21 protein-coding genes are annotated in these 22,386 nt (G+C 62.5%); 6 read left to right on the top strand and 15 right to left on the bottom strand.

Annotated elements, in window-relative coordinates:
- Positions 1–14: 14 nt before the first annotated feature.
- The 3 genes from LC298_RS09630 to LC298_RS09620 all read right to left on the bottom strand — a co-directional run bounded on the left by LC298_RS09630 (position 15) and on the right by LC298_RS09620 (position 4,629).
- Complete coding sequence (locus tag LC298_RS09630) at positions 15–1,142, bottom strand: cytochrome-c peroxidase (protein ID WP_199223283.1); 1,128 nt, start codon at positions 1,140–1,142, stop codon at positions 15–17.
- Between the two features lie 11 nt (positions 1,143–1,153).
- Positions 1,154–2,233 carry a cytochrome-c peroxidase gene (locus tag LC298_RS09625; protein WP_199223282.1) on the bottom strand — a complete coding sequence of 360 codons (1,080 nt, stop codon included), beginning with the start codon at positions 2,231–2,233 and terminating at the stop codon, positions 1,154–1,156.
- 194 nt (positions 2,234–2,427) lie between these two features.
- Positions 2,428–4,629, bottom strand: coding sequence for a hybrid sensor histidine kinase/response regulator (locus LC298_RS09620; RefSeq protein WP_131569221.1), 2,202 nt, complete (start codon positions 4,627–4,629; stop codon positions 2,428–2,430).
- 77 nt (positions 4,630–4,706) lie between these two features.
- Between LC298_RS09620 and LC298_RS09615 the strand changes: the two genes are divergently transcribed.
- Positions 4,707–5,462: a response regulator transcription factor gene (locus LC298_RS09615; protein WP_131569219.1), complete on the top strand. Its 756-nt coding sequence runs from the start codon at positions 4,707–4,709 to the stop codon at positions 5,460–5,462.
- Positions 5,463–5,653: 191 nt separating this feature from the next.
- On the opposite strand, the gene LC298_RS09610 is transcribed toward LC298_RS09615, so the two are convergent.
- From LC298_RS09610 to LC298_RS09595, 4 genes are all read right to left on the bottom strand, one after another.
- Positions 5,654–6,181 (bottom strand): OsmC family protein, encoded by a 528-nt coding sequence (locus tag LC298_RS09610; RefSeq protein ID WP_131569217.1) that lies wholly within the window; start codon positions 6,179–6,181, stop codon positions 5,654–5,656.
- A 14-nt stretch (positions 6,182–6,195) separates the two neighbouring features.
- Positions 6,196–8,130 carry a tripartite tricarboxylate transporter permease gene (locus tag LC298_RS09605; protein WP_131569215.1) on the bottom strand — a complete coding sequence of 645 codons (1,935 nt, stop codon included), beginning with the start codon at positions 8,128–8,130 and terminating at the stop codon, positions 6,196–6,198.
- Between the two features lie 66 nt (positions 8,131–8,196).
- Complete coding sequence (locus tag LC298_RS09600) at positions 8,197–9,270, bottom strand: Bug family tripartite tricarboxylate transporter substrate binding protein (RefSeq protein ID WP_199223281.1); 1,074 nt, start codon at positions 9,268–9,270, stop codon at positions 8,197–8,199.
- 40 nt (positions 9,271–9,310) lie between these two features.
- Entirely contained in the window at positions 9,311–10,180 is an 870-nt protein-coding gene (locus tag LC298_RS09595; protein ID WP_131569213.1) for a fumarylacetoacetate hydrolase family protein, read from the bottom strand.
- 109 nt (positions 10,181–10,289) lie between these two features.
- Between LC298_RS09595 and LC298_RS09590 the strand changes: the two genes are divergently transcribed.
- The 4 genes from LC298_RS09590 to LC298_RS09575 all read left to right on the top strand — a co-directional run bounded on the left by LC298_RS09590 (position 10,290) and on the right by LC298_RS09575 (position 13,083).
- On the top strand, positions 10,290–11,006 hold the full coding sequence (locus LC298_RS09590) for a GntR family transcriptional regulator (protein ID WP_131569203.1): 717 nt from the start codon (positions 10,290–10,292) through the stop codon (positions 11,004–11,006).
- Complete coding sequence (locus LC298_RS09585; RefSeq protein WP_131569201.1) at positions 11,003–11,749, top strand: sulfite exporter TauE/SafE family protein; 747 nt, start codon at positions 11,003–11,005, stop codon at positions 11,747–11,749. The genes LC298_RS09590 and LC298_RS09585 overlap by 4 nt, the downstream gene beginning before the upstream one ends.
- Positions 11,750–11,761: 12 nt before the next feature.
- The gene (locus LC298_RS09580; RefSeq protein WP_131569199.1) at positions 11,762–12,700 is read left to right on the top strand and encodes a fumarylacetoacetate hydrolase family protein; all 939 of its coding nucleotides are present in this window, start codon (positions 11,762–11,764) and stop codon (positions 12,698–12,700) included.
- Positions 12,701–12,897: 197 nt separating this feature from the next.
- A complete protein-coding gene (locus tag LC298_RS09575; RefSeq protein ID WP_131569197.1) occupies positions 12,898–13,083 on the top strand; it encodes a hypothetical protein in 186 nt (61 codons plus the stop codon).
- Here LC298_RS09575 and LC298_RS09570 read toward each other — a convergent pair.
- Positions 13,080–14,576, bottom strand: a complete 1,497-nt coding sequence (locus LC298_RS09570; RefSeq protein WP_131569194.1) for a winged helix-turn-helix domain-containing protein — start codon at positions 14,574–14,576, stop codon at positions 13,080–13,082. The two genes, LC298_RS09575 and LC298_RS09570, sit on opposite strands and share 4 nt — an antisense overlap.
- 152 nt (positions 14,577–14,728) lie before the next feature.
- Between LC298_RS09570 and LC298_RS09565 the strand changes: the two genes are divergently transcribed.
- A complete protein-coding gene (locus LC298_RS09565; protein WP_131569192.1) occupies positions 14,729–15,190 on the top strand; it encodes a hypothetical protein in 462 nt (153 codons plus the stop codon).
- A gap of 251 nt (positions 15,191–15,441) precedes the next feature.
- On the opposite strand, the gene LC298_RS09560 is transcribed toward LC298_RS09565, so the two are convergent.
- The 7 genes from LC298_RS09560 to LC298_RS09530 form a co-directional block, all read right to left on the bottom strand.
- Positions 15,442–15,591, bottom strand: a complete 150-nt coding sequence (locus LC298_RS09560) for a hypothetical protein (RefSeq protein ID WP_158284775.1) — start codon at positions 15,589–15,591, stop codon at positions 15,442–15,444.
- Positions 15,592–15,700: 109 nt separating this feature from the next.
- Positions 15,701–17,125, bottom strand: a complete 1,425-nt coding sequence (locus LC298_RS09555) for a gamma-aminobutyraldehyde dehydrogenase (protein WP_131569190.1) — start codon at positions 17,123–17,125, stop codon at positions 15,701–15,703.
- Between the two features lie 23 nt (positions 17,126–17,148).
- Positions 17,149–17,964 carry an ABC transporter permease gene (locus tag LC298_RS09550; protein ID WP_131569188.1) on the bottom strand — a complete coding sequence of 272 codons (816 nt, stop codon included), beginning with the start codon at positions 17,962–17,964 and terminating at the stop codon, positions 17,149–17,151.
- A complete protein-coding gene (locus LC298_RS09545; protein ID WP_131569186.1) occupies positions 17,954–18,901 on the bottom strand; it encodes an ABC transporter permease in 948 nt (315 codons plus the stop codon). Before LC298_RS09545 ends, LC298_RS09550 begins: the two co-directional genes overlap by 11 nt.
- Complete coding sequence (locus tag LC298_RS09540) at positions 18,898–19,887, bottom strand: ABC transporter ATP-binding protein (protein ID WP_131569184.1); 990 nt, start codon at positions 19,885–19,887, stop codon at positions 18,898–18,900. Before LC298_RS09540 ends, LC298_RS09545 begins: the two co-directional genes overlap by 4 nt.
- A 70-nt stretch (positions 19,888–19,957) precedes the next feature.
- Positions 19,958–21,118, bottom strand: coding sequence for an ABC transporter substrate-binding protein (locus LC298_RS09535; protein WP_131569182.1), 1,161 nt, complete (start codon positions 21,116–21,118; stop codon positions 19,958–19,960).
- A 129-nt stretch (positions 21,119–21,247) separates the two neighbouring features.
- A complete protein-coding gene (locus LC298_RS09530; protein ID WP_131569180.1) occupies positions 21,248–22,150 on the bottom strand; it encodes a LysR family transcriptional regulator in 903 nt (300 codons plus the stop codon).
- Positions 22,151–22,386 lie beyond the last annotated feature (236 nt).

Below are 22,386 nucleotides of genomic sequence, written 5' to 3'. Positions count from 1 at the left end.
TTTCCTGCTCCTCGTCAGTTCTGAGCGACCGGCAACGGCTGCATCTCCGGAGTTTCCGGCTCTTCCGGCAGGATTTCCTCGCCGCTGAGGCTTTCCAAGAACGCTACAAGTTCGTCGACTTCGGTCTCGTTGAGCCCAAGAGGCTGGATCAGACCGGTTTTTGTCGCGGCGAATTCATTTTCGCCACCGCCCTCGTTGTAGAACGTCACGACATCGCGAAGCGTCTCCAGCATGCCATTGTGCATGTAGGGAAAGGTGTAGGCGGTGTAGCGGAGAGACGGCACCCGGAACTTTCCCTTGTCGGCTTTCTGCTTCGTCCGGAAATACAGCCCGGGATCATCCTTCGTTGCGCGATACATCTCTTCGGTCACGCCCTTGGCGTAGAGTTCGAAGCGGAAGGTGATCTGGGCGAGTTCGTCGGTCTCCCAACCCTCGTAGGGCGGGACGCCGAGGTTGTAGTAGGCCTCGTTCGTCAGCAGCGGGCCGTTGTGGCACGCGATGCAGTTCGCCTTTCCGGCAAACAGTTCCAGGCCCCGCTTCTGCTCGTCGGTCAGCGCGTCGTCATCGCCACGCATGTATTCGTCGAACGGCGTGTCGGTCTGTACCAGCGTACGCTCATATGCCGCGATCGCCATATAGGCGTGGCGGACGCTCGGCCAGTCATCGCCGAACACCTCGCGGAATGCCTTGCGGTACTCCGGGATGAAGGCAAGACGTGCCTCCATCATGTCGTCCTCGCCATTTCCGGCGACACCCCCGCGGGCGGCCGAACGGGCCTGATGCTCCAGCGAACCGGAAGCGCCGGCCCAGAACAGTTTGCCGTAATAGGCCGAATTGATCACCGTCTGGCTGTTGCGCCAATGGGTCGTACCCGGATATCCGAAGCTGATCGGGCTCTGCACGGCCCAGCCGGCATCGGGCAGATGGCAGGACGAGCAGGGCATCGCGTAGTTGCCTGAAAGCACCGGATCGAAGAAGAGCTTCTCGCCGAGGGCGATCTTCTCCGGCGTCATCGGATTGTCGGCCGGGATCGGGGGTGGACCCAACGGTGCGAGACCCTCGGGCCGGGGGTTGTCCTGCGCCAGCGCGGGAATGGCGAGCACTGCCAACGCCGCTGCGGTGAGTATGCTGCGTGCGGTCATCATGGCCTCCCTCAATTCGGCACGTCGCGCCAATTTTCGATCAGTGAGTAGTCGTAATCATCCTCTCGCCAGACATAGGCTTCGGTGTCAAAGCTGTCGCCGCTGAGGCTTTCGAGGAAGGCAATGAGGTCGTCCTTCTCGCTTGGAACCAGGCCAAGCGGCCGAAGGCTTTCGTCCTTCAAGGGATCGTCCCCGCCGCCCGCGTCGTAGAAGTCGACCACCTCCTCCAGTGTCGCGAAGATGCCATTGTGCATGTATGGCGCAGTCCAGGTCAGCTCGCGGAGCGTCGGCGTGAGGAAGCTTCGCCGGGTCCCGTCGCGACGATTGCGGACATAGGCACCCAGATCCTCGCGCAGGTTCATGTAGTTCGGCACGCCGAAGAACTTGGCATAGGTCACGAAGGCCGAGTGACGCTCCGCATCGGTCCAGATCTCCGGATTGTTGGGCACGCCGGTATTGTGCGGCCGATCATCGGTGAACCGTACGCCGGCATGGCAGCTTGCACATCCGCCCTTTCCCTCGAAGATGCCCTGGCCTCGTTGCGCGGCGGCAGACATCTCGCCTGTGTCGATCGGCGCGTTGCGCGACTGGATGGTCTTGACGAAATCCATCAGCGCGTTGCGGGCGCCGCCGTTCGACGGCTCCGACATGCCGGCAGTCGCGAACATTTCCACATAGATCGGATCCTGCTTCAGGCGCTCCTGCATGATCCGCATGTCCATGTTCATCAAGTAGGTCTCGGTGATCATCTCCCGCGCAACGTCGTTGAGGTTGGTTCCCAGACGGCCGTCGTGCAGCCACGCATCGCGAAAACCCGCGTTGGCGAGCGTGGGCGTGTTCCGGAAATGCGCCGCACCGGTATACGCGGCGGAGAGCGCCGCGCCGTCGGTGAATGCCTTGTCGGGCTGATGGCAGCTCGCACAGGACAGTGACGTGTCGCCGGAGAGACGCGTGTCGTAGAACAGCCGCTTACCCAGTTCGGCTCTAGCGGCATTCAACTCCAGTCCAGGCTCCGGGGTGACATCCTGCGCGATGGCTGTGCCGCCGAGGAGGACGACCACGCAGGACACAATGCCAATTCTCATCATCATTGTTCTCCCTCACCTTTCCGCAGGTTGCCCCGTGTGGCTGACTGCCATTCGAGGGCATGGCGCGATCTCAATCAGCGTTGTTGTTACCATGGCTTTTCCGCCCATATGTTGCGGGCGGGATTGCGAGCTGTGAGGATTTGTGACGTTTTGTGACGGGGCGGTCTTGCGCCGGGTTTAATTACGCACGGAACTGCCTACCGGTCGAGCAAGGCGCGAATGCTCCTGGCAAGCCGTCCCGGCTCCACAGGCTTGTCCAGAACCTCGGGCTCGGCACCCGGCAGGTCGATATGATGCGGTTTGTAACCGCTGCAGAACAGAACCGGGATGTGGGGTCGCAATGCTCGGAACTGTTGCATCAGCACCTCGCCGCTCATCTCGGGCATCACCATGTCGGAAATCACCAGGTCGAAGCGCGCCGGATCCTGCCGGAACCGCTCAAGCGCCTGGAGCGGCGCCGTAAACGCCTCGACTTTGTAACCTAGCCGGAGCAACAATCTCCGGAACGTGCCGGCCACCTCGGCCTCGTCATCGATCAGGATCAGTCGCTCGGTCCCCCGGGGCAGGGCGCTGTGCTCGTCGATCGCCTCGCCGGCAGTGGCGAACGCGCGTGGAAGGATCAACGTAAACCGGCTGCCTTTGCCAAGGGCGCTCTCCACCGCGATTTGTCCGCCCATATCGTCGACGAGACCGTAAACGACCGCGAGCCCAAGTCCCGAGCCCTTGCCGATTGGCTTTGTGGTAAAAAATGGCTCGAACAAGTGTGCTTGCGTTTCCGCCGTCATTCCCGGGCCGTCGTCCGAGACACACAGCCTAACCCATCCGTCCGGTCGCGCTCGCTGGTTCTCCGGTGGGCCGCATGGTTCGTGGAAAACCGTGATCGTGCCCGGGTTGCCGCTCATCGCCTCGGCTGCGTTGCGGCAAAGATTCATCAGGATCTGGTGCAGATGTGTCGGATCGCCGAGAACCGCCAGATCATCGGATCGCGGTGCACAGACGATCCTGACAAACGGCGGAACGGAAGCCCTAAGAAGGCCGGCCACCTCTGCGACGATCGCCCCGACGATCACCGGCTTCTTTTGGCCTGGTTCACGCCGGGCGAAGGTCAGCAGTTCCCTTACCAGCGACTGCGCACGGCGCGCAGCAATCTGGATCTGCGCGACCTCGGCGGCAAGATCGCTGCCGCCCGGCGCATCCATGGCGGCCAGATGGCTCGATCCGACGATGGTCGTCAGAATGTTGTTGAAATCATGCGCGACGCCGCTTGCGAGTTGACCAACCGCCTCAAGCTTCTGCGCGCGAACCACCTGATCCCTGGCGTGGCGTTTCTCCGTGATGTCCTCGCCGATGGCTATGAAGTTTCTCGTCGTTCCGTCCTTGGCGAGCAACGGCAGAATCGTCGTTTCGGTCCAGTAGCTCGCGCCGTCCCTTTTACGGTTGCGAAAGATGCCGTGCCACGTCTGCCCCTCCGCCAGGCTGGCGCGTATCTCATTATAGGTCTGCGGGGATGTCTCGCCGGATTGCAGAAAGGCCGGCGTCTGTCCGCGGATCTCATCGCGGGACCAACCGGTGAGTTCCTCGAATTTCGCATTGACATATTCTATACGCGCATCAGTGTCTGTGATGATGATCGTGGCGGGGCTCTGCTCGACGGCTGTGGCAAGCCGGCTCTCCGAGCTTTCGAGGCGCCGTCGTTCCGCCAGTTGAGCGGCCAGATCGCTGACCGCCCCATGCAGGTTCCGAACAAGCAGAAAGACGAACCAGCCGATCAGGAGCGCGACGATCACCAGCGCGAAGATCGACATGAATCCGAGCCAGATCAGATACTGCCCGTCGGTAACCGCGGCGCCGATCCGGCGCGAACTGCTTATCTGGACACCCTTCCAAATCTGCTCGAGGTCGTGAAGCGCCGCGACCGCTGCGCTGTCGTCAACGCGCACCAGTGCGTCGGTTCGTTCCGGATCCCATCCCTCCTGAGCCGCTTTGATGGCGATGGGCAATTTTGCTTCGTAGGTTCTAATTGCCGCCAGAATGGTGTCGAGCGCACGAGCTTCCTCAGCCGACAGGTTGAGCGTCTGAAACTCGGCGATAACAGAGTAGAAGCGCTGCATCTGCGTGCGGGTCGTCTCCAGATAGCTCGGCTCGCGGCGCAGCACATAGTTCTTGAAATTGTGGATGATGCCGCCATAGCCGAGATGGCCGCGCAGGTTGCTGATGAGAATCGCCTTGCGTTCTGTTCCACCGGAATACTCGGCCCAGCTCTGCTCGATCTCACGGAACTGCACGCGCGTCGCAAGCCCCAACGTCGCGCCGAGTGCGACCGTAATGGCCAACAGGACGACGGCCGCCAAGACGATGATCAGCGGACGAGACAATCCACGACCTGACAACGCTTCCATTGGCCAACCTTCCTCCGTGTTGCCGTCCCGCGCAAGGTCGACTACGACAGATGGTCAAGGGTTGGGCGACGAGGGATATGCAGCAGCACGTTCTCATTGTTGACGACGACAGGCAACTGACCTCGTTTCTGGAGCGGTTCTTCAAGAAACACGGGTATCGCGCCACGTCGGCGGCGAGTTGCGCGGAACTGTTCGCCGCAGTGGAGAAAGATCGTTTCGATCTGATCGTACTGGATCTCATCTTGCCCGACGAGGACGGAATGGAGGCCGCGCGGCAGTTGCGCCGCTCCAACGATGTGCCGATCATCATGCTGACGGCGCGGGACGAACTCTTCGACAGAGTCGTCGGACTCGAACTCGGAGCTGATGATTACGTCACCAAACCCTACGAGCCGCGCGAATTGCTGGCGCGGGTGCGGTCTGTCCTGCGTCGGCATGGCCGGCATCCGGTTCCGGACCCGGAGGTTGGCGGTTCGCCCACCAATCTCCGCTTCGCCAATATCGAGCTGGATTTGGTCAAGTCGACCGCCCGCCGGTGGCCCGACCGCCTGGATCTCGGCCTAACCAGCACGGAATTCGCCTTGTTGAAAGCGCTGGCCGGGGCGCAGGGCAACGTTCTGACTCGAGAGGAAATTCTGCACACGGTCTACGGAAACTCGATCCAGGTCACGGACCGCGCCATTGACACGCACATGGTGCGGCTGCGTCGGAAGCTAGCCGACGCCGGCGCAGACGCCGATCTCCTTCTCACCGTGCATGGAGTGGGCTACAAGCTGGCTGCGATGGTGCAAGCGGTCACTGGCGAACAATTGCAGGGCGATAACCCGCATTGATACAGGAAAGTCAGTCAGATGGCAGGGCTGGTCGACATGTAGCGCCGGTGCGGCAAACGGGGGAGGAGGCCGTGCTGTGACATCTGAGCGAGTGATCCCGGCAAATTCCTCCCAGAATACTTCCTCAGGCGGCGGTAAGCGGACGTTCGTTGTGCTCAGCCTCTTGTCTTCTCACCTGGCCGGCGTACTGCTCAGTCCACGTTGCCGCTGTATTCCGAAGCGGGACGCTGGTTCCACGTGACCGTCATGTCCACATTCGCCGCGGCAAGCAAGTTCATTACCGGGCAACGGAATTCGACGTTCTTGCAGAGCTGGCGGAATCTCGCCTCCGTTTCGTCCGAGTAGACGCTGATGTCGAGCGTGCCGCTCTCGAAATAAGGGCGGATGCCGGGAACGCCCTTTGGGCCCCGCACGTCGATCTGGATTTGGCAGGCGAAGTCGACGCCGGTGTAGGAGAAATTCATGGCCTTCGCGACGCCGTTGATGATGACCCCATCGCATCCGACGAGCGCGATCAGAACCGTTTCCAGCGGGCTTGGGGCCGTGTTCGAGCCGCCGAGCGAAGCGGGTTCGTCGGTGTAGGCGGGCGCGAAGTCCCGCACCTGGATTTTGGTGCGGGTGCCGGCTGCGTTGGTTGCCTTGACGTGCCTGACTCCGATCTTCTTCGTTTCCGGATCGATGCTGGGCTCGATGATTTCTGGATCGATCATGTCGGACATTGGCCTTCTCACGTCTAGCTCAGGGGGATTATGGCTCCTACGGGCGGGTCACCGCGTAAGAGTTCGAAAAGCAGTCGTACGACCACGAAGACGATGGCGCCGTACAGCAGGCTCGTCCAGACGCGCATGCGCGCGCGCGCCAACAGCATCCACGTTATGAGCGCGATTGTCGGAATGCTGAGGCCGATGGCCCAAACGCCGACAGCGTATATGACCAGCGCAAGAAGGATCCAGAGTTCGTTGGCGTCGCGACCAAAGTCGTTGCGGTACTCGCGTATCCCGCGCGCCAGCAGCCACAGCACAAGCGGGAGCCCCGGCACGATCGTCAGGGCCGGCATCAGCCGCGAGGCAGGATTGAACGTGAACATTTCAAAGAGCGCGTAGATGAACATCACTGTCGCGACACCGGCAAGCACCAGCGCAACACCTTGGCTTGGCTCCTGGGCCACTGTTTCGGGCTGGTCAGGCACGCTCGGCGCGGGCTGCCCCCGGTGGCGCAACCAGCGGACCGAAGATACGACGACTGGGATGACGATGACCGAGCCTATGAGAATCACACCCGGCCGTGTCAGCCATGACCACCCGTGGATCTGGTTGGTGAGCCAGAAATATTGTTCCATGGGGCCGGACAACACGAATCCCACCAGGGCCGGTGCCCGCGGCCATCCGCCATGCTTCATCATCCAGCCCAAAGCGCCAAGCAGGAAAAGCAAGAAGATGTCGCCTATCGTCGAGGTCGACTGATAAGCCCCGATGACCATGATCAGCACCAGCGGCGCGGCGATGATGGCGAACGGAATGCGCGTCAGCCGTGCCAGCATGGGCGTGATGGCAAAGCAGACCGCCGCGCCGACCACCGACGTCAACGCAACTGACCAGACGATGAGGAACATCAGGTCCGGATTCTGCGTGATCATGCGCGGTCCTGGATAGTATCCGAACGAGAACAGCGCGCCGAGAAAGACCGCCGCCGCCGGTCCTCCGGGCACGCTGAACAGGAGCGTAGGAACGAGGTCCGAGATCACGGTCGCATTGTTGGCGCCCTCGGAAGCGGCGATGCCCCGGATCTCGCCGTGGCCGAAGCGTGACTTGTCGCGCGTCGAGCGCATCGAATGGCCGTAGGCGACCCAGGTCGAGGCCGATGCGCCGACGGCGGGCACGAATCCCCCGAACACACCGATCACCGATGCCCGCAGCACGAGCCATTTCGACTGCCAGAAATCGTGGAAACCAGTGCCCCAGTGGGCAACCTTCATCCGCTCGTGACTGATGCCGCCGCCGGCGGCGAGCATCGATATGACCTCGGCCACACCGAACAGTCCCAGGGCCACGACGGTGAGCGAGAAACCGTCCAGCAAGTAGACCTGGCCGAAGGTGTAGCGGAAATCGGCCGCCGCCTGGGCCGGACCGACCACGCCGAGCAGGATTCCGAGGCAGGCGGCCGCGAGCCCCTTGGCGAGATCCTTTCCGATCATCGACGCGGCGAAGAAGAGCCCGACAAGCGCAAACATGAAAAGTTCGGGCGTCGACAGCAGCAATACGATCGGCCCGGCAACGGGAATGGCCACGAACAGGATTGCGGCGCCCATAAGCCCGCCGACCATCGAGGCGAGGAAACCGACCCCGAGGGCACGTGCCGCCTGTCCCTGTTTGGCAAGCGCGTGCCCTTCGATGGCGGTTGGGGCCGATGCAGGCGAACCCGGTGCGCCCAGGAGAACCGAGGTGATGGTGTCCGACGTGTAGACGACCGATACCGCCCCCAGCAGCATCGCAAGTCCGGAGTAGCCGTCGAGGTAGTAGACAAAGGGCAGAAGTATCGAGACAGCGGCCACGCCGCCCAGTCCGGGAAGCATGCCGAAGACCATGCCCACGATCATCCCGGCGAAGAGCGCCGCCAGCCGAACCGGGTCGAAGAGCGCATCGAGCGCCGAGAGGGCGTTTTCGATCATGAACCTTTCCGGGAAGGCTTGGGGCGGGTCCGAGCCCGGATGTCCGGGCTCGGGCTATCGGCTGGGTCAGAAATTCACGCCGTACTTGTCCGACAGGAGTTTTCGCAGGTAGTCCTTCACTTCCTGGCTCGGCGAAAGCGCGGCCTTGATCGCGGCCTCGGTGTCCGGCCCGGCGTTCAGGCGGGCCCCGTTCGTGACCTCCTGGCTTTCGGCCTGGAACTCGGGGTCGGCGTTGATCGCTGCAACGGTCTCGGCGAAGATGTCGAGCACTTCCTGCGGCGTGTCGGGGTGCATGTAGCCGGTCAGGCCGTAGGCGTACGTCACGGAGGCGACGCCCTGAAACGCCTCCCATTCGATTCCCGATGGGGCGCCGCCGTTCATTTGTTCATACACCTCGTAGACCGACGGCAATTCCGGCGCGATCGGATCGCGGGCCTTCAGGACCCCGTTCTCCATCGCTCCCCCCGTCCATAGCGGCACGGCGCGGCCCTCGGCTACCGAGGGCACGACCTGGGTGAGATAGACGGGCGTGAACTGGTAATCGAGGTTCAATTCTCCCTGTTCGAAGGCGAGGCGAACCGGTCCGCGGCCATTGAACCCGAGTACGGTTTTCACATCGAGATCGAGAACCTCGAAGGAGAGCAATCCCGGCAGGTCGGACGCGGCTGCCGCAATCCCGCCGTAGATCAGCGGCGTCGATGCGTTCTTGATGTCGGCGGCGCTGGTGACGCCGGTATCGGGCGAAACATATGCCACGGCGCTGAACGGATGGCTGTAGGCGACACGGTAGTCGGCCAGGCGATACTCGACTCCCTCCTGGCCGAGGACAAACGGATTGGCCGTCGACGAAGTGGTGAAGAGGATGGTGGTTCCATCGGACTTCGCATTCTGTTCGAACCAGTTGGCGCCGAGAATGGAGCCTCCGCCCGGCCGCGACACAACGTCGATCTCCGGGTTTCCGGGCAGGTGTTTCTCGAAATAGGGCTCAAGGAATTTCGCGGAAACGAAGGTGGCTCCACCTTCACCGAAGGGCACGACGATCTCGATCGTCTTGCCTGCGAAATATCCATCCTGGGCCATCGCCGAAAAGGCGCTGCCAGCGAGCAGTGCGGCTGCAACCGATAGTGTGATCTTACGCATGATGTAGTTCCTCCCTTGAACTCTCTTGCAAGCTACGAAATCAGCCGATTGTATTCTCCAGCGTACCAAGGCCGGTGATGCTGACACGCATCGTGTCTCCCGCCGACAGGTATTTCGGGGGCTTGAAGCCAATCCCGACTCCGACGGGCGTGCCGGTGGCGATGATGTCTCCCGGTAGAAGAGTCATCGTCCTCGACATGGTCTCGATGAGTGTCGGGATGTCGAAGATAAGATCCGAGACCTTGGCACGCTGGCGCATTTCGCCATTGATCTCCGTACACAGTTCAAGCTCGGTAACGTCGCCCACCTCATCGGCCGTCGCGATCCACGGTCCAATCGGGCAGAAGGTGTCGATGCCCTTCCCGATGACCCACTGGTTGTGTTTCTTCTGAAGCTCGCGGGAGGTCACGTCGTTGAGGGCAACGTAGCCGAAGACGTGATCGTAGGCCGCTTCCCTGCTTACTTGGAAACAGCGTTTGCCGATGACGACGCCAAGTTCGCCCTCGTAGTCGACGCTGTTCGTCGGATCCAGTGACCCCTTGACGATGTCGCCCGGCCCGCAGACGCTTGTCGTCGCCTTGGTGAAGATAACCGGATGGGAGGGAACCTGCTCCTTGGCGCTCGAGTCGAAGCCGCTCGAGTGAAACTCTGCGGCATGGGCATAATAGTTCTTTCCGACGCAGAAAACGTCGCGTAATGGGGCAGGGATGGGTGCGAGGAAGCGGATACCCCCAAGAGGAACGCGACGCGCCGAGCCCTTGCGCCATGTCGCCAACGCCGCTTCACCCCCCGATATGACATCGAGAACGGCTCGGTGCGCTTCATCGCCTTCGGCGCATACGACCGCGTCGCCCCCGTCAATGTAGCCGGCTGCGACTATGCCGTCGAATTCGAAAGTAATCAGCTTCATTTTCTCGACATATCGCAATTCTATCGATAATAACAGAGATCATAGAAAACCTACCCTGTCAAACCCGCGCCTATCGGACGCAAAGGGGATAAGAAGGACAGACACCTGCATGCAGACGAGAGAAAAAGAAGCCCTGGACGGAGAAACGCTTTCCGAGGCGGCCTACAAGCGGCTTCGCCGGGACATCATCATCGGCGCTCGTCCGCCGGGGGAACGGCTGCGCATCGAGAAGCTCAAGGCGATATACGCTATCGGTCCGACGCCGCTTCGCGAAGCGCTGCAGAAGCTCGCTCAGGACGGCCTCGTCCTGAGCGAAGGAAACCGCGGATTCACCGTCGCTCCGCTCGACCCGGCGGAGTTCAATGACCTCAACGTTGCAAGGACCGCAATCGAGAAAGAGGCGCTCCGGCTTTCGATCCAACGCGGCGGCGATGTATGGGAGGCCCGCGTTGTCGCCGCGGCGTATATAATGTCGAAGGAAGACGCCGCACTGGCAGCCGCCCGTGATAGCGTCACCGATTCGTGGGAGCGCGCCAACACCGAATTCCATGCGGCCCTCGTTTCGGCCTGCGGTTCGAACTGGTTGCTGAGAGTCCGGGCGGGTTTGCACGATCTCTGCGAGCGTTATCGCCGCGTTTCCGTGTATCAGAAGCTGGGATCGCGGGACTTGGCGACCGAGCATGCCGAGATCGCCGAAGCGGCCATCGCGCGCGACGCGGATCGCGCGTGCAACCTGACCGAACAGCATTTCGCGCTTACGGCATCGGCGCTCGCCGAATCGGACTTTTCCGGGGATGGACGTCATCTGGACAGGCGGACGGCATGACGGTCGAAATCCTGGTCTTTCTGGCCGCGGGCCTGGTCGGCGGGGCGGTGAACGCTGCGGCCGGCGGCGCGAAGATCTTTGTTTTCCCGATGCTTCTGGCGACAGGCCTGCCTCCGATTGCGGCGAATGTCACGCAAGGCGTCGCGCTGTGGCCTGCGCAGCTTCCGGCCGTGTGGGTATACCGGCGGGAAGTGGCGGGCGAGTTGCGCAAGCTTTTCCGTCAGATGCTCCCGGCGCTCGCCGGCGCCCTTGCCGGCGCCATCGTGATGGTCAACGCCAGCAACGAAGCATTCGTCACGGTCGTTCCGGTACTCCTCGTCCTGGCGGTCGGCGCGATCATATTGGGCCCGAGAACGACCGCCTTGATGCGTTGGGCCTTTCCGGGCGACCGGCTGAAAGCCGCGACTGCTGTCCTCTTGGCGGTGTTCGGCTTTTATGGCGGCTTTTTTGGCGCCGGGCTAGGCTTCATGCTGCTCGCCGTGCTGTCAGCCTCTTCAGGAGCCGGCGTCAGCCATGTGAACGGCGCCAAGAACCTGTTTGCCGCCTCGATCCAGTCGGTGGCAGTGGTGCCAATGATGATGTCAGGCCTCGTCGACTGGGTGGCGGCGCTTTGTGTGCTGACCGGCGGAATATTCGGCGGCTACATCGGCGCCAGCATCACGAGGCGTCTGCCCGAGGCGGTGGTGCGGACAGGGGTCGCCGGGCTCGGCCTGGTCTTGACCATGTCGTTTCTGCTTTCCTGAGGAGGTGGCGCCATGAGACTGGGAAGCTTCGTCGACGGATCGGTGCGGCGGCTTTTCCTCCAGGCCGGGAATACTGCGATCGATCTGCTGGCGGCCGACGAGCGTGACGAGTTCAGGAGCATGCTGTCCTTCATCGAGGGCGGCGAAGCGGCCGAGGAAATCGCCACGGAGATTGCCCGTAACCCGCCGGCGAGATCTGTAAGGGGTATGGACGAACTCCGGATCGCCGCTCCCCTCCTTCCCTCGACGGTTCTGTGCGCCGGAAGCAACTATCGTGCACACAACGCCGAGAAGGCCGGTTCGCCGCTCAGCGGGCGGGAACCCGAATTCTTTCTGAAGACATCGGACTGCGTGATTGGCCCCGGTGAGGACATTGTCCATGATCCGCGGTTGACCCGGAAACTCGACTGCGAAACCGAACTGGCGGTTGTGGTCGGGCGCCCCGGCCGTCATATACCGGTAGACGACGCTCTATCGCACGTCTTCGGTTACACCATCGCAAATGACGTCACCGCCCGTGATCGACAGGTGCGGCGCACCCCGGAAGGCGTGGTATTTTACGAACTTGGCCGGGGAAAGGCTTTCGATACGAGCCTGCCGCTCGGTCCGGTGATCGCCACGACGTCCGAAATTCCCGATCCGCAAACGCTAATGTTGAGAACGACTGTCAATGGCGAGCTTCGCCAACAGGCAAACACCGCCGACATGATCTGGTCCTGCGCAGAGCTTATCCACTTCTTTTCGACCAATTTCACCTTGAAGCCGGGCATGGTTATCCTGACTGGCACACCCGCCGGAACCGCTTGGTCGGTCGACCGGGAACTGGGGGGCACCTGGACCCCGACGGAGGGTCTAATCGCAGCCACCCGATACTGTCTTCCCGGAGACACCGTGATCAGCGAAATTGAAAATGTCGGTGCGCTGCAGAACGCCGTTGTTGAACGAGCGTGACAAAGTCCCAAACACGCAATGCGGGGGCCAGCGGGCTTTCGGTATGAACTTCCTGCCATGTGAAGAACGCATCACAATGACCCGGCGCGCAAACGAATGTGGACATGCCTCATGCGGGCGAGCGATCACATATGCTCATCCACGGTCTTTTCGGCGAGCCCTTCGCTCTCCTCGAGATAAAGCCTGTACGAAAACAGATGACGGAGATTCGAGTTGCCGCTTTCCAAGCGAACCGAGTGCTCCCAATTCGCAATCTCGCCGGACGGCCGACCGCCGATCACGGCGAACAAGGACTGGGGGCGGCGCTTCTGTCGGAATCGGAGACCTGCCCCTTGGCGGAGGGTGTACGGCTGACCTCGAACCTTCTCTGGTCGCAACGCTAGGTTAGGCCTGCCTGCTTCAGCCCGCCGAAGAGCACTTCTCGGTCAGCCGGATCGTCAAAACGCGTTTCCTTGGCGAAGCGGGCGAGCGTCAGGCCCGGACGGATTGACAGGAGATCGCGGAGAGTGGCCCTAGCCTCCGCTCTACGGCCGAGATGGGCGAGCGCGGCGATTAGGACGCGGTGGCAAACCGTGTAGCTCGGCGCCGCCGCATGCGCGCGACGCGCATCCAAGACCGCCGCCTCGAAATCGTGCTGGTAGAGGTGCGCGAAGGCGCGCCCTGTAAGCATGCGAAATCCGAACTCGTCGATTGGGCAGAGAGATAGAGCGCGGTCGAAATGGGCGAGCGCCTCGCCCGACCCCCCGCCATAGAGTAGCAACCATCCGGCAAAATCATGCGAGCGAGCAGAGCTCGGGTTGAGCGCCAACGCACGGCGGACATAGCCGAGCCCCGTCGCTGGGTCGCGATCGAAGAAGCCGAGCGCATACCCACCCATCGAAAGGGCGTCGCAGTCGAAGCTTCCCTCGGAAACGGCGAAGCGGGCGCGCTCACGTTCTCTGACCGCGTCGACCCGGCGACCGTGGGGCAGCATCAGCGTCGCAATCCACGCGCGCATGCCATGAGCGGCGGCGTAGGCCGGATGCGCTAGCACGGCCTTGTCGAGATCGACGCAGGCCGCGTGCATAGCAGACAAGGACATCGCTCTCAGAGCGTCCGCCGCGCGCAGGTAATGGTCGAAGGCGCTCAGGCTCCCGTGGCGCTCGGCGCTGCGCAGCAGTTCAATTCGCCTCAGCCTCGGCTCGAGCTCGCCAAGCACCTGTCCCGCCATTCGATCCTGCATGGCGAACAGGTCGCCATGCCCACCCGAGAACGTTGCTGACCAAACTTGGTGGTCGTTTCGCGGGTCGATCAGCCGGACGAAGAGCCTCAGGACGTCGCCGTTCGTTTGGAGGGAGCCCGTCACCAGATAGTCGGCCTTCAGTTTGCGCGCCATCTCTGCGGGCCCGGCGCCCTCAAGGGACGACGCGAACGAGGCAGCCGTGTCCCGGATGTCGAACCAGCCCGCTTGACCGAGCGTGGCGGCCAGTTGGTCGGCCAAGCCGCGTGCGAGATACCCGTTCGACCTATCATCTGACAAAAGGGAAAGAGGCGTTACGGCAACTGTTGGCCGTCCCTGCGTCTCGCCATTCACGCCCACTTCGGCCGCAAAACGAAATCCCCGGCGCGGCAGTGTGGCGATGATGTGCTGGCGGCGCCCGTCGTCGCGGAGAACTCGGCGCGCCGCGTTGATCCGCGTGGCGATAGTCGCGTCGGAAACCACTCTCCCCTTCCAGACCCGAGCAAGCAGCTCGTCCTTGTCCACGACGCGCCCACGGTTCTCGACGAGGTAGACGATCAGGTCGAAGACCTGAGGCTCGACATGAACGTGCACTCCGTCGACCTCAAGCGTCCGCGCGCCGACGTCGAGCTCCAGTCCGCAAAAGCGATACTTCATCCTCGGTCCATAGGTCTATCGGCGGTTAACCCGAGAAAAGCACAAATCTCAAGAAGTCCCGAAGGAAAACTTCAAGCGGCTCGACGAGAGAGGGCGTAGCATGGCTCCGGCGTGTGAGGGTGCGGCCCTCGCCGAAGGGAAGGAGAACGATCATGTTCACGAAAGTCGTCTGCAGCTCTCTCGCCGCGTCGCTGCACCTCACGCTTGCACCGGCCACCGCCTCGGCCGAGTGCCGCACGGTCGCGGGAACGATCGACGCCTCGGTGGTCGGAGGCGAGCCCGTCAATGTTCTTGGAAGCGTCAGCGGCGATCTGGCTGGCGCGACCCGGGCGGTGCTGCTGGATCAGTCCGAAGGAAAAGACGGCGTGCTGGCGCTAAGCTTAGCGCACGACTTCGTCACCCGTTCACGCGGCACCCTCAGGACGTCCGATACCGCGACCTGGACGCCTATCCCCGGAGAGGATGGCGTCTTTCACATGATGACGGAGTATACGATCCAAGACGGAGCCGGTCCGCTCGCCGGAGCGACGGGCACGCTGAGAAATGACGGGATCGCAGACACGATCACGGGTCTCGTCACTCTCCGCTACGAAGGCGAGCTCTGCGTGGACTGACGCGCCCCGGCGGCTAAGCCTCGCCTGACGCTGGTCGCCCCTTGAGGTGGCAATGCGCTTCGGCACAGGCCGCCGCTAGCGAAACAAGCCGCCCCTTCTTCACCAAGGCTAGATCTTGGTTGCGCATACTGGCCGGGCTGTCAGTCAGAGGCGAAGAACTCTCTTGGCAGCCTGGAGTTGACCGCTCCCGCTTCGCGTATCGCGGCCGCCCTCTGTTCCACATTCGGCGTTGCAGCACCGTCGACCTTGCCTCATCTCGCCTGCGCCGCGTAGGCAGCCTCGCGCGAACAACCGTGCCCGGACTGGCCGTCGATCTCAGCCACGGCGAAATCGACAACGCCGGCCCTCACGAGTGCGCCTTTCTCCGACAGGCTGCCGGACGGCAGAGACTGACCACACATAAATAATTTTCCGATGCTGCCCCCTTGAAGTGCTGACAATGAGCTGCGCGACTCGAAGGGTCATTCAGTGGCGGCTTTCTGAAAAGCCGTCGCTGACTGTCATCGCTTCTTAGTGAGCAATCATGACGTGGCGAACGGCCGTGTAGTCCTCCAGCGCGTAGAGTGACATGTCCTTACCGTAGCCGGACTTCTTCAAGCCGCCGTGGGGCATTTCGTTGCACAGCATGAAATGCGTATTAATCCAAGTGCAGCCATATTGAAGCCGGGCGGCGCATTCCATCGCTTTCGAAACGTCCTTGGTCCACACGGAGGACGCCAAGCCATAGTCGGAGTCGTTCGCCCATGCGACGGCCTCGTCCACATCGGTAAAGCGGGTCACCGAAACCACGGGGCCGAACACCTCGCGGCGAACGATCTCGTCAGTCTGCAGCGCGCCGGCGATGACGGTCGGCTGGTAGAAGAAGCCGTTGCCCTCATGTGCCTTGCCGCCGGCGGTGATTTCCATGTGGTTCATTGTCGAGGCCCGCTCTACGAAGCTTGCCACGCGGTCGCGCTGGCGCTGCGAGATCAGCGGGCCGATCTCGTTCTCGCTGTCGTCCTCGCTCGCATATTTGATCGTCGAGACGGCGGCAGACAGGTCAGCGACCAGCTTATCGTGGATTTTCGGCGCGGCGTAGATGCGGCACGCGGCGGTGCAGTCCTGCCCGGCATTGTAGTAGCCGAAGGTGCGCACGCCCTCGACTACGGCGTCGACATCGGCGTCGTCGAAAACGATGACCGGGGCCTTGCCGCCGAGTTCCAGGTGGGTGCGTTTGACCGATTTGGCGGCGGCCTGCAGCACTTTCTTGCCGGTTGCGACGTCGCCGGTGATCGAGATCATGTTGACCCTGGAGTGGTCGATCAGCGCGTTGCCGACGCTCTCGCCGCGGCCGAGAACGACGTTGACCACGCCCTTGGGCAGGACGTCTGCGAGGATCTTCGCCATCTTCAGCGCCGTCAACGGCGTCTGTTCCGACGGCTTGAAGACGACCGTGTTGCCGCCGCCGATGGCCGGCGCGAGCTTCCAGGCCATCATCATCAGCGGGTAGTTCCACGGCGCGATGGAGGCGACGATGCCGATCGGATCGCGGCGGATCATCGAGGTGAAGCCGGAGAGGTATTCTCCGGCGGCATTGCCCGGCGTGCAGCGAACCGCACCCGCGAAGAAGCGGTAGCAATCGACAATGGCCGGGATCTCGTCATCACGCACCGCATTGATCGGCTTGCCACAGTTGAGCGCCTCCAGCGCGGCGAAACCATCGGCCTCGGCCTCGATGCGGTCGGCGATCTTCAAGAGATAGGCCGAGCGTTCGGCGGGTGTCGTTCGCGACCAGGTCGCAAACGCCTTGTCAGCCGCGTCCACGGCTCGGTCGATCTGGTCGAGGCTCGCCTCGGGCAGATGCAAGACGGATTCGCCCGTCTTTGGATTGAGGATGTTTTCCTCGGCGTCCGCACCCTTCTCGAGGTTGCCGCCGATCAGCATTTGGGTATCCATGGGGCTTCTCCCTTTTCAGAAGTTCACTTGCCGCTGCCGGCGATCCGGTCGCCGTCGCGGGTGAGGTAATAGGCCGCGAGGATTGGCAGGAACGTCACCAGCACGACCACCATCGCAACCACGTTGGTGACGGGGCGCTGGCGGGGACGGACGAGTTCCTCGAGCATCCAGATCGGCAGCGTCGCCTGCTGACCGGCGGTGAAAGTGGTGACGATCACCTCGTCAAAGGACAGCGCGAATGCGAGCATGCCGCCGGCCAGCAGCGCGGTGCCGATATTCGGCAGCACCACATGGCGAAATGTCTGGAAGCCATCGGCGCCGAGATCCATCGACGCCTCGATCAGCGAACCGGAGGTGCGGCGGAAGCGTGCGATCGCGTTGTTGTAGACGACGACGACGCAGAAAGTCGCGTGGCCAAGCACGATCGTCCAGAACGAGAACGGGACGTCCGCCAGGTTGAACGCCGAGCGCAGCGCGATACCGGTGATGATGCCCGGCAAGGCGATCGGCAGGATCACCAGCAACGATATCGTTTCGCGGCCGAAGAACTTCGTGCGCGAAACAGCCGCCGCGCAGAGCGTGCCGAGGATCAGGGCCATCACCGTCGAGATCGCGGCAACACGCACCGAAAGTCCAAGCGCCTCCCAGACATCCGGCCTGTTCCATGTGACCGCGAACCACTTCAGCGTAAGCCCGGGCGGCGGCCACTGGTAGCTGCGGTCCTCGGTGGTGAAGGCGTAGACGAAGATCAAGAGGATCGGCAGGTGCAGAAACAGGAGCCCCGCGGCGGCGGCGATCTTGAGGCCGAGCGGGGCCTTGCCGTTAGGGTCAGAGCGCATCGAAAGCCCCCTGGCGTTTTGCCATCCAGAGATAGAAACCCATGATGACGATCGGGACGACCGTGAAGGCGGCGGCAAGCGGAATATTACCCGCCGTGCCCTGGTGGGCATAAACCGCCTGGCCGATGAACAGCCGCGAGGAACCGACGATCTGCGGGATGATGTAGTCGCCGAGCGTCAACGAGAAGGTGAAGATCGAACCAGCGATGATGCCGGGCAGCGCCAGCGGCAGCAGCACGTGGCGGAATGTCTGGACCGGCGAGCCGCCGAGGTCGGACGACGCCTCGAGCATCGATTCCGGCACCCGCTCCAGCGCCGCTTGGGTCGGCAGGATCATGTAGGGCAGCCAGACATAGACGAAGACAAGGAAGGTGCCGGTATAGCTGACCGACAGCGAGTTGCCGCCGATGACCGGGATCGCGAGCCATGCCTCGAGTACCGGCGTCAGGTGCAGCTTGGCGAAGATCCAGTTGAGGATGCCTTCCTTGGCGAGGATCAGCTTCCACGCATAGACCTTGACCAGGTAGCTCGACCACAGCGGCAGCATGGCGCCGAGATAGAACAACGCCTTCCACTTACCTCGCGCATAGCGCGCCGCGTAATAGGCTATGGGAAAGGCGATGACCGCGGACGCCAGCGTCACAGCGACGGCCATGCTGACCGTGCGGACGATTATGTCGAGATTGGCCGGCCGCAGCAGCTCGGCATAGGTCTTCAGCGTCCATTCGTATTTTATCAGGCCGGAGAACTCGTCGATCGAGAAGAAGCTCTGGGCGAGCAACGCGAAGAGGGAGCCCAGATAGATGACGCCCAGCCACAATAAGGGCGGCGTCAGCATCAGGAACAGCATGAGGCGCGGATTGCGCCAAAGCACGTCCGACAACGAGCCGAACAGGCCGCCGCGTCCCGGCAGGATGGCGTGAGAGGCCGCGCTCACTGCTCGTCCTCCATGAGGTGAAGGTCCGAGGGCTGCCAGGTGAGGAAGACCTGCTGCCCGACCGCCGGCACGTCCGAACTGGCCGGCAGCAAAACGGTCAGGCGCTGTCCGCCCATATCGACGGCAAGCCTCGTCGCCGCGCCGAGATAGGAATAGCCGGTGACCGTCGCCCGTTGCCCCTCGCCGGCCGCGATATGGATGGCCTCGGGACGTAGACTTGCCCAGGACCGGTTGCCCGCGAGGCGCTCGGTCAGCTCCGGCGGCAGGATATTTGACGAGCCGACGAAATTGGCGACGAAGCGCGAGCGCGGCGCACGGTAGATCTCTTCGGGCGCCCCAACCTGCATGATCTTCCCGTCGTTGAACACGGCGACGCGGTCGGCCATCGACAGGGCCTCTCCCTGGTCGTGGGTAACGAAGACAAATGTGATGGCGAGCGAGCGCTGCAGGGCCTTGAGTTCCTCCTGCATCTGCTCGCGCAGTTTCAGATCTAGCGCCCCGAGTGGTTCGTCGAGCAGTAGCACTTTCGGCTTGTTGATGAGCGCGCGGGCAAGCGCGACGCGCTGGCGCTGGCCGCCGGACAATTGCCCCGGACGGCGGTCGCCGTAGCCGGGAAGCTGAACGAGGCACAAAGCCTCATCCGCCGCCTTCCGGCGTTCAGCCTTCGCAACCCCGCGGATCATCGGCCCGTAGGCGACATTGTCGGCGACACTCAGATGCGGAAACAGTGCGTAGTCTTGGAAAACCGTGTTGACGTTGCGCCGGTAGGGCGGGACGCCCTCCGCGGTCTCGCCGAAAATCTCGATATGACCAGATGTCGGTTGTTCGAAGCCCGCGATCAGGCGCAGGCATGTGGTCTTGCCCGAACCGGACGGCCCCAGCATGGCAAAGAACTCGCCTTCCTTGATCTCGAGATCAACGTCGTCGACGGCGCGCACGGCGCCAAAGTGACGCGAGACTGTGGAAAAGGCGACAGCGGTTTGCATGGCATATCCCGTTGTTCCGTCCGCCGGCGAACCGGCGGACGGAAGTTGCATCGCGATGGAAGATGGTCGGTCAGCGGCCGCCGATGACCCCGATATAGTCGGAAACCCAACGGTAGTAGGGCACACATTCGCCCTGGCTTTCGCATTTGGAAACCGGCGTGGTCCAGAACTTGATTTTCTCAAAGTCGTCGAGACCGTTTGCCGTGCAGCCCTCTGCCGTCTGCATGCCGCGCCCGTCGGTGCAGGCGGCGGGCACGCTCGGCACGGCGCCGAACCAGACCGAAAGATCGCTCTGCAGATTGGAGGACAGCGTGTGCTCCATCCACATATAGGAGCAGTTTGGATGCGCAGCGTCGGCGTGCAGCATGGTCGTGTCGGCCCAGCCCGTCGCGCCTTCCTGCGGAATGGTCGAGGCGATCGGCTGGCCCTCGCTCTTCAGGATATTGACTTGAAACGGCCACGAACCCGAGGCGACGACACCTTCATTCTTGAAATCGTCCATCTGGATGAAGGCGTCGTGCCAATAACGCGACACCAGCGTGCGCTGCTGGCGCAGCAGGTCGAGGGCGGCCTTGTACTGGTCCTCGTTCAGCTCGTAGGGGTTCTTGATGCCGAGGTCCGGCTGGTGTGCCATCAGGTAGTTGGCAGCGTCAGCGATGTGGATCGGGCCATCATAGGCCTGCACGCGGCCCGTGTTGGACTTGCCGTCGTCGAGCGTCACTTCCTCGAACACGACGTTCCAGCTGGCCGGCGCTTCGTCGAAGGCTTGGGTGTTGTACATCAACACGTTCGGGCCCCACATGTAGGGCGTGCCGTAGTGGACGCCGTCGACCGTGTGCCACGGCGCATCCTTCAGGCGGTCGTCGACGGAACCCCAGCTCGGGATCAGGTCGATATTGACTGGCTGCACCCGCTTTCCGGCGATGAGGCGCAGAGACGCGTCACCGGAGGCGGTGACCAGGTCAAAGCCGCCCTCATTCATCAGCGCGACCATCTCATCGGAAGTGTTGGCAGTCTTGACGTTGACCTTGCAACCCGACGCTTCCTCGAACCTGGTGACCCAGTCGAACGCCTTGTCGGTCTCACCACGTTCGATATAGCCGGGCCAGGCGACGATATCGACCTGACCTTCGCCCGGTCCGATCTCGGCCAGCATGGCCTGGGCGGATGCCTGGCCCGCAAGGCTGCAGCACAGCGTCAGCGCGGTACAGGATTTGAGGATGGATTTCATGGCGACGTCTCCCGTATTCGACCGCCGGAATGGCGGCGCTCTTCCCGGGAAGTCAGGTTACGCGTGCGCGCAGGTTTCACAAATTCATTTATCTGAACAGTGATATCGGAAAATCCGAAATCGAATTTCTCAGCGGGTCAAGCGCTGCGCCTGCGCGATCGCGATGAAATCGCGGGCCGTGCGGGGCAGGCTGGAGCCCTTTCGCCAAACGACGCCGACCTGGACCATCGGTAGCGAGCCGGAGACATCGCGGGAATCGATTCGGTCGCCTTCCAGCGACCATGGCCGGTAAACGAGATCGGGCAGCAAGGCCACGCCGGCGCCCGTCGCGACCAGGCTGCGCACGGCTTCCACCGAGCGGGTGCGGAAAGCGACGTTGGGCTTGGCCCCGAACGCACCGAGCAGCTTGACGGTGGCCTCCTCGATTTCGTCGACGGTCAGCATGATGATCGGCTCCGACGAGACGTCGGCGAGCGAAATGCTCTCCAGGCCGGACAGGCGATGTCCCAGGGGCAGCCACAATCTGTAGGGTGACACCTCCAGAATATCGGCCTGCAGCGCCATGCGGTCGCGCAGGTTGGAGATGATGGTCACCGCCACATCGAGCTCGCCGCCGATCAGCAGGTGTTCCAGATATTCGCCATTGTCCTCAATCGCGGTAACGCTGACGGCCGGGTTTGCGCGGCGATAGCGGGCGAGGATGTCCGACAGGACGTAGCCCGCCACCAACGACGTCACGCCCAAATGCAGATTTCCGCTCGCCGCATCATCCTCCTCCCGAAACGCATTGCGCGCATCCGAGACATCCCCCAGGATCGTCGTTGCGTGGCGCAGGAACTGGTGGCCCTTGTGCGTGATGTTCAGACCGCGCGGATGACGCTCGAAAAGGTTAACCCCGAGATCGGATTCGAGCTCTTTGATCGCTTCGGTGACTGCCGATTGGGAAATGGACAAGGTGTGCGCTGCGCCCGATACCGTACCCTGTTCGCATACGGCGACAAAATACTGCAATTGCCTGAGTGTAAATGCCATGCGGGTCCAGCAACGGTTTCGAGCTTCGCCAACTGAAGCTGTCTCTTACGACGGAGATCTCATAGCCAGAATCCGCCGAACCGGATACCTCATCCACATCAGCTCGCGTATAAAAAGGAAGCCGACGTCCGCCTCCGGCCCGATCAGGGCGATTTGCCGGGACCAGCCCATAGGTGGATTCGGCGACGAGCATGGCAGCCAGTCCTGATGCGTAACTCCCGCCGCGAGCGATGGCT

It is taken from the genome of Oricola cellulosilytica, assembly GCF_019966575.1.
Taxonomy (GTDB): Bacteria; Pseudomonadota; Alphaproteobacteria; order Rhizobiales; family Rhizobiaceae; genus Oricola; species Oricola cellulosilytica.
This window is presented reverse-complemented; position numbering and strand designations above follow the sequence as displayed.

Bases quoted from the DNA above. Each gene is read 5' to 3' on its own strand.
- LC298_RS09580 (WP_131569199.1), top strand. From the start codon at position 11,762: ATGAGACTGGGAAGCTTCGTCGACGGATCGGTGCGGCGGCTTTTCCTC.
- LC298_RS09615 (WP_131569219.1), top strand. From the start codon at position 4,707: ATGCAGCAGCACGTTCTCATTGTTGACGACGACAGGCAACTGACCTCG.
- LC298_RS09620 (WP_131569221.1), bottom strand. From the start codon at position 4,629: ATGGAAGCGTTGTCAGGTCGTGGATTGTCTCGTCCGCTGATCATCGTC.
- LC298_RS09595 (WP_131569213.1), bottom strand. From the start codon at position 10,180: ATGAAGCTGATTACTTTCGAATTCGACGGCATAGTCGCAGCCGGCTAC.
- LC298_RS09590 (WP_131569203.1), top strand. From the start codon at position 10,290: ATGCAGACGAGAGAAAAAGAAGCCCTGGACGGAGAAACGCTTTCCGAG.
- LC298_RS09600 (WP_199223281.1), bottom strand. From the start codon at position 9,270: ATGCGTAAGATCACACTATCGGTTGCAGCCGCACTGCTCGCTGGCAGC.
- LC298_RS09585 (WP_131569201.1), top strand. From the start codon at position 11,003: ATGACGGTCGAAATCCTGGTCTTTCTGGCCGCGGGCCTGGTCGGCGGG.
- LC298_RS09555 (WP_131569190.1), bottom strand. From the start codon at position 17,125: ATGGATACCCAAATGCTGATCGGCGGCAACCTCGAGAAGGGTGCGGAC.
- LC298_RS09630 (WP_199223283.1), bottom strand. From the start codon at position 1,142: ATGACCGCACGCAGCATACTCACCGCAGCGGCGTTGGCAGTGCTCGCC.
- LC298_RS09535 (WP_131569182.1), bottom strand. From the start codon at position 21,118: ATGAAATCCATCCTCAAATCCTGTACCGCGCTGACGCTGTGCTGCAGC.
- LC298_RS09570 (WP_131569194.1), bottom strand. From the start codon at position 14,576: ATGAAGTATCGCTTTTGCGGACTGGAGCTCGACGTCGGCGCGCGGACG.
- LC298_RS09565 (WP_131569192.1), top strand. From the start codon at position 14,729: ATGTTCACGAAAGTCGTCTGCAGCTCTCTCGCCGCGTCGCTGCACCTC.
- LC298_RS09605 (WP_131569215.1), bottom strand. From the start codon at position 8,130: ATGATCGAAAACGCCCTCTCGGCGCTCGATGCGCTCTTCGACCCGGTT.
- LC298_RS09540 (WP_131569184.1), bottom strand. From the start codon at position 19,887: ATGCAAACCGCTGTCGCCTTTTCCACAGTCTCGCGTCACTTTGGCGCC.
- LC298_RS09550 (WP_131569188.1), bottom strand. From the start codon at position 17,964: ATGCGCTCTGACCCTAACGGCAAGGCCCCGCTCGGCCTCAAGATCGCC.
- LC298_RS09625 (WP_199223282.1), bottom strand. From the start codon at position 2,233: ATGATGATGAGAATTGGCATTGTGTCCTGCGTGGTCGTCCTCCTCGGC.
- LC298_RS09530 (WP_131569180.1), bottom strand. From the start codon at position 22,150: ATGGCATTTACACTCAGGCAATTGCAGTATTTTGTCGCCGTATGCGAA.
- LC298_RS09575 (WP_131569197.1), top strand. From the start codon at position 12,898: ATGACGGAGATTCGAGTTGCCGCTTTCCAAGCGAACCGAGTGCTCCCA.
- LC298_RS09560 (WP_158284775.1), bottom strand. From the start codon at position 15,591: ATGTGTGGTCAGTCTCTGCCGTCCGGCAGCCTGTCGGAGAAAGGCGCA.
- LC298_RS09610 (WP_131569217.1), bottom strand. From the start codon at position 6,181: ATGTCCGACATGATCGATCCAGAAATCATCGAGCCCAGCATCGATCCG.